This window comes from Alcanivorax sp. (assembly GCF_040118815.1).
Taxonomy (GTDB): Bacteria; Pseudomonadota; Gammaproteobacteria; order Pseudomonadales; family Alcanivoracaceae; genus Alcanivorax.
This window is the reverse complement of the sequence record NZ_JBEDTC010000007.1, coordinates 1-5375: the sequence shown is the minus strand read 5'-3', so window position 1 is coordinate 5375 and position 5375 is coordinate 1. Positions and strand designations below refer to the sequence as shown.

Genomic DNA, 5375 nt, shown 5'->3' with positions numbered 1-5375 from the left:
AAACTCCCATGTCCATGTGCCGTTATCATCAGTGACAGACACCTCGATGATATTGCAGCCACGTTCTGCTTTCGCTTTTAGTTTTTGTCCAAACTTGGCAGATGCTGGAAACAAACTGACACCTTCATGGAAGGTTTCACTGGCGCTGTTATACACCATGTCTATATCCAGTTTGCCCAGATCAACCATCTTTGTTTCTTTCAGCGTGAGTTCACGGCCGGCTTTGAAAGCTCCATGTCCGCAATTACCACGGTTAAATACAACGTCATGCACGGTCACTTCGTCTTCCTTGGCAGTGAGGTAGACAGTGCGGCCGGTGACTTTGATATCTACCGAGGGTTGGCCTGAACCCGAAGAGCCACTGTTGCCGTATATTGCAGGGTCCACATAGTTGCCATCGTCATCGACAGTCGCATACTCAAACCCTTCGAACTGCACAAAATCAATATGGTTTTTGAGTTCCTGGAGTGTTTCTTCGGCGTTCATGCCGTCAAGCTTGGCAAAGTCAGGCTCTATGACGTTTCCGTCATGATCGACATAGCCCCTCAGGTAGACGCTCCAAAGGTCGTAGAGCAGTTTCTTGTCGGCTTCGTTGGTGGCGCTTTCGGATAGCTCAATGAAGCTATCGACGTGGTTGTTCGCATCGAACGTGGTTTCGCCGCAGCCTTGTAGCGCGGCGATAGCCATAATGACCAGGCTGATTCTGCTGGAGATTTTCATGTGATTCCCTTTGGCTGTTTATTGGGTGGGGAAGACCATGTCTGGCAGTAGGTCGTGGGCTAGGAGGGAGTCATCGGCATTCCACGCCAGCTTTAGCGACACTGGTGTAGAAACGCTTGACGTTCCCTCTGCCCTGGCTGAAGCCTTCCAGCTCCTCGATGGAGTACTGTTGAGCCAGCTTATTGAAGGCGCAGCGGCACATCTCGGTAGGGGCGCTTTGCGTGCATCCTGCGAGGAACTCTCCTTTGACCTTGTTCATGGGGTCGTCTGAGCACCCCGTAGAAAGAAGGGAGAAGGCTAATAGGGCAATGCTGATGGGTTGATTCATGGTGCTTCCTTACTGCAATACCAGGCTGGCACCTAGGGATACCCCAATGACCAGTCCTACGGTTTGCGGTCCCATCATCCAGAACAGCTTGATCCAGATCAGAGACCCCATGCCGCCACTGGTGAACATCATGTCGGGCTTGGCGAAACGGCGAATGGCGTCACCAATCAAGGCGCCAATAGTGCCGGTTACGGTTCCCACGACGGCTGCGAATATCTTGGCCATCACACCGGCCCCCAGCACCATGGCTGAGTTGTTGTAGCTCACCATGATGATGGCCAGCACCAGGGCTGCGATGCCCCAGCCAATAGCGGATTTTTGGATGCTGCTGAGCTCCTGTTGCTCTACAGGGCTATTGCTGGCGTCAAAGTCTTCCATTGTCGTTCTCCTTGTTTGAGTTGGTTCTTCCTGAGATCCCCGGGCAGGCATGAGCAGCGTGCCCTGCCTAAAGAAGGTGCTTGCTGGTGGGTTATGTGATCCAAGACGCAGAAAGTATTGCAATGCAATACTATTAAGGTCAAGTATAGTGATACGACAGAGGTATGGCTCTGCCGTAGCGTTGCTTCATCAGTTAGATGGAGTGGGCGTGATGAGCTTTCCCGAGCGCCTGAAAGCGGCCCGGTTGGCATTGGGGTTGACTCAGGAACAGTTGGGTTTTGAGTTGGATGTCACCAAATCCACGGTTTCCGCATGGGAAAATGGTCGTGATGCTCCAGGTTTTCGTCTTTTCCCTGCCCTGAAACAGGTGCTGGGCGTTTCTCTGGACTACTTGATATGTGGAGATGAGGCGGGCGGCGTCACCGACCCTGCAGGTACCTACGGCGCGGAAGTCCGCAGTGAAGCTGAAGCGCATTTGCTAAAGCGTTACCGCAAACTTTCACACAGCCGCCAGGAAGGCCTGAAGGCGTTACTGGATTAATCTGCAGCCTGCTTACCTGCCAGCTTATTACTTAGCTCAGTGGTTGATTGAGAACGAGATTCCCTGGCATGAGCTGATCCCTCGTGCGAGAACTCCTCAACCACTTGTAACCCCTCCTCCTCCGCATACTCGAACTGGGCATTCAGCAGGCCCGCCTGAGCGACCTTGTCCAGCTCTGCCTGGCTAATCCCCAGATTTTCCATCACCTTGGCTTCTTCTCGGGCATGGGTAACGGCCTCTTTCATGGATTGATTGGCTCTCAGCGTCAGATCCACGTAGTAGATCGGCGCCCGGTGACTCTGGGTGGTGCTCTTCCCGCGCAGCTTTAACTCCAGCGGCAGGGTGGCAAGGTTGCCACCACTGATGGCATGGAAGTAGCGTAACCGGGCCGCCAAGCTGCGGATGCTGTTGTAGCCGGTGGTCCGGAACACGAAACAGCCCAGTTCATCCTCTTCCCCGATCCGTACATACAGCCGCCCGTAGGGTTTGCACAGATCGTGGGCGCCGAACTCACAAAGATCCGGTGACGGGCAGGGCAGTTGTTCCAGGCCCTGGTCAGTGCGGCGTCGACAGGTCTCCCCGTCGCCACTGCACAGGGGCCGGCCACTCTTGCGCTCGAAGAAGGTGTACTCCGCCCGCAGGTTCAGGTCCGGATCATTGAAGGGCAGGGTGACGGGAATGCTGCGTAGCTTCTTGCCTTGACCCTCTTGGCGTAGGGCCTCATCCAGTGGGTGCGGTAGCCAGCCCTCCCGGGTCTGGATCTGGGTAGTGATGGTGAATTGGTCGTCTTTCTCCGGCAGACGCTTGCCGTTCTTTTCCACCATGTGGCCAATACTGATACGGCCAATCACGGGTGGAGTAATGGCGAGTCCTTTGATCATGGGGATCTCCTGTTATAAAGAAACCGCACAGCCGCCGGGCAGGGCCCGGCGTTTATGCTGTTAGGCGTGGGGTGTTGAGTAAGGTGATGCGAGAACGATCAGGCGTTGGGCTTGACCAGGAACCGGCGACTGCCGGCCCGATGCTTGGGGAATTGCTGCAGTAGCGTGGGCCGAGTCTTGAGCAGGGCGTCAGTATCGAGCACCGTGCTGTCCTTGCTGCGCTTCCAGCTCACCTGGCCATCCATGAAGTAAGCCCGAGCGGCGTCACCCATGCGTTGCTGGATGCGCTGCTTGAGTCGGGCTTCCCGTTCGGCCAGACGGGCTAGGCGTTCCCGGATATCCAGCATCTCACTGAAATCGCCGTTGAGTGCGGTGTCTTCAATGAGATCCAGGGTTTCGCCATCATCACGAGGGTAGAGCGCTCGCAGCGCCTGATCGGCGGAGTCGGAACCATCGGCGTCGGGTGGCGTATCGGTCTCCACCAAATGCCAGAAAGCCCGTTCCAGTTCGATCAGTTGGTTAATGACCGTCTCATCCCGCTCGATGCGATGCACCTGCAACTCCTGCCCACAGATCAGCACTGCCACGTCCGCCGCCTGTTTGCCGGTGACGGCCAACTGATGCTGTACCTGGCACTGGATGTACTCCGGTACCCCATCGGCCCAGAGCCTGGCGCCATTAAGGCCAGTGGTTTTGCACTCCAGGATCTGCACCTCTGGATTGCCCACAACGGAATAATCCAGATTGGCCAGCATCCAGGACTTGTCGGCATCTGGGTGCTGGAGTACCGCATTCACCCGCCGCACCTTGTTGCCCGTCGCCTTGGCATAGGCTTCCGCTACCTTGGGTTCAAGCAGGTTGCCCCAGTACAGCGGGGTATGGATGTCGTCCGGATCGGGGGCCGGTAACAGCCCATCCCGACCGGTCTTGATCATCCACAGCTCCAGCGGAGACTGATACGGGTTAAGCCCCACCGCCGCAGCGGCATCGCTGGCCCCGATACCTTGCTTGCGGACCTTGAGCCACTGTTCCCGGTTCATGCCCTTGGTGGACACCAGACGCAGGGCTGGACGGGATGAGGGTTTGATAGCGCGAGGTGTGCTCATGAGTGATCTCCGTCCAGTTGGATCAGCCGCTCGGTAAAGCGATCATGGAGATTGATCAGCCGGTGGGTCTGGGGCGTCTGATCCGTGGGGATCTCATGACTGCCGCCTTGGCTGAAGAAGGTGACGACCAGCTCGGTGATCATCTGCTGGATGTCGGCTTGGGGTGGCAGATTGCCGTCATTCTCGAGCAGATAGGTGCCCAGCTGTTCGCCCAGAATGGACACCACCTCGTACTCGAACACCCCAGGAAACCCTTGCGGGCCGTACCAGTAGGGTTGCACCTGTTTCCAGATATCGGGGATGAAGTCACACAGGGTGCTGATCAGCTCGATACAGCCGTTACCCCAGATCTCCAGAAGCCGGGTACCGCGCTCTTTGTTCAGCATCACCCCTTCATGGAGAAAGGCGCCCCAGATGGCGGCCAGATGCGGGGAGAGGGGTGGCGCATAGAGTCTGGCTTCCGGGTTCACACGGCTATCGTGATTACGTTCTGTCATGGTCAGGCTCCAAACAATAAAAAGCCCGACCGGCACAGAGCAGGTCGGGCTTTAGTCGAGGGAAAAGAATGAGTCGGGAATCAGTCAGGCCACCAGTTCCAGGGTCTGCGCCAGGGCCCGCTGCTTGATCTGAGCACCCTTGCCGAACCAGGCGGAATCCAGCCGGTTATCGGTGCTGCGGGCGCGACGTTCGTGGTCCACGAACTCGGTCACGGCATTCAGCAGGCCGTAGGCCGTGTTCTTGGCAGACGGCAACTCCGCACCGCGACCGGCGCCCTCATACAGCGCCATGGCCTTCTTCATGGCCTGTTCGTTGGGCTTCACCAGCATGTCACCTGATGAGTAGTTCACATCGGTGAAGACCGAACGCATGACTTTCTCGGCGGTTTTGCGGGTAATGCGTCGCTCGCTGAGGGCCTTCAAGCGATACATGAAGTCATCCCAGGCGGAGACGGAGATCCCCAGCTGTTTCTTGACGGCCTGGGCATCGAAAGTGGTGTTGTGGCGAACCTTCACCGCCTGGCCGGCACCATTGAGAGCTACCGCCAAGGTGTTATTGCACACCACCCGAATGCTGGTGAACTGGGCAGTGGTGGCCAGGGTGCCGTCACAGGCAGTAGCCAGCAGCACATAGCCGTTGGTTTGGTCGTTGCCTGCCAAGGAGCCCGTTTGCCCGGTGCGGGCCAGGGCCCACAGCTTGCGCCCCCCTTTAAGGACGCCAGCGGTTTCCAGCTCAAAGCCGGAGCGCTCGGTGAGATCCCGGTAGAACTCCAGGATCTGCCGGGGCTGCACCACCTTGAAGCGGTTACTCACTACGGACAGAGGTGCCTGATTGTCTGAGCGGAACAGCACCTTCTGATCCGGGAAGGACGAGATCTGGCCGAGGGCGCCGGCCTCGCTGCTAATGAAGCGGACAGGGGTTTC

General features: G+C 57.4%; 8 protein-coding genes. 1 reads left to right on the top strand and 7 read right to left on the bottom strand.

From position 1 onward, the window contains the following. The 3 genes from ABNH18_RS06540 to ABNH18_RS06530 form a co-directional block, all read right to left on the bottom strand. A partial coding sequence (locus ABNH18_RS06540; protein ID WP_349382042.1) for a hypothetical protein occupies positions 1-720 on the bottom strand: 720 nt, incomplete at its 3' end. 70 nt (positions 721-790) lie between these two features. Continuing rightward, a complete protein-coding gene (locus tag ABNH18_RS06535) occupies positions 791-1048 on the bottom strand; it encodes a hypothetical protein (protein WP_349382041.1) in 258 nt (85 codons plus the stop codon). 9 nt (positions 1049-1057) lie between these two features. Continuing rightward, on the bottom strand, positions 1058-1426 hold the full coding sequence (locus tag ABNH18_RS06530) for a hypothetical protein (protein WP_349382040.1): 369 nt from the start codon (positions 1424-1426) through the stop codon (positions 1058-1060). A gap of 211 nt (positions 1427-1637) precedes the next feature. Here ABNH18_RS06530 and ABNH18_RS06525 point away from each other — a divergent pair, with 211 nt between their 5' ends. Then, positions 1638-1967 carry a helix-turn-helix domain-containing protein gene (locus ABNH18_RS06525; RefSeq protein WP_290510276.1) on the top strand — a complete coding sequence of 110 codons (330 nt, stop codon included), beginning with the start codon at positions 1638-1640 and terminating at the stop codon, positions 1965-1967. On the opposite strand, the gene ABNH18_RS06520 is transcribed toward ABNH18_RS06525, so the two are convergent. From ABNH18_RS06520 to ABNH18_RS06505, 4 genes are all read right to left on the bottom strand, one after another. Beyond that, positions 1964-2848 (bottom strand): recombination directionality factor, encoded by an 885-nt coding sequence (locus ABNH18_RS06520; RefSeq protein ID WP_349382039.1) that lies wholly within the window; start codon positions 2846-2848, stop codon positions 1964-1966. The two genes, ABNH18_RS06525 and ABNH18_RS06520, sit on opposite strands and share 4 nt — an antisense overlap. A 98-nt stretch (positions 2849-2946) precedes the next feature. After that, positions 2947-3954, bottom strand: coding sequence for a YqaJ viral recombinase family nuclease (locus ABNH18_RS06515; protein ID WP_349382038.1), 1008 nt, complete (start codon positions 3952-3954; stop codon positions 2947-2949). Next, on the bottom strand, positions 3951-4451 hold the full coding sequence (locus ABNH18_RS06510) for a hypothetical protein (protein WP_349382037.1): 501 nt from the start codon (positions 4449-4451) through the stop codon (positions 3951-3953). Before ABNH18_RS06510 ends, ABNH18_RS06515 begins: the two co-directional genes overlap by 4 nt. Before the next feature lie 84 nt (positions 4452-4535). Continuing rightward, positions 4536-5375: DUF932 domain-containing protein (locus tag ABNH18_RS06505; RefSeq protein WP_349382036.1), on the bottom strand; the 840-nt coding region annotated here is incomplete at its 5' end.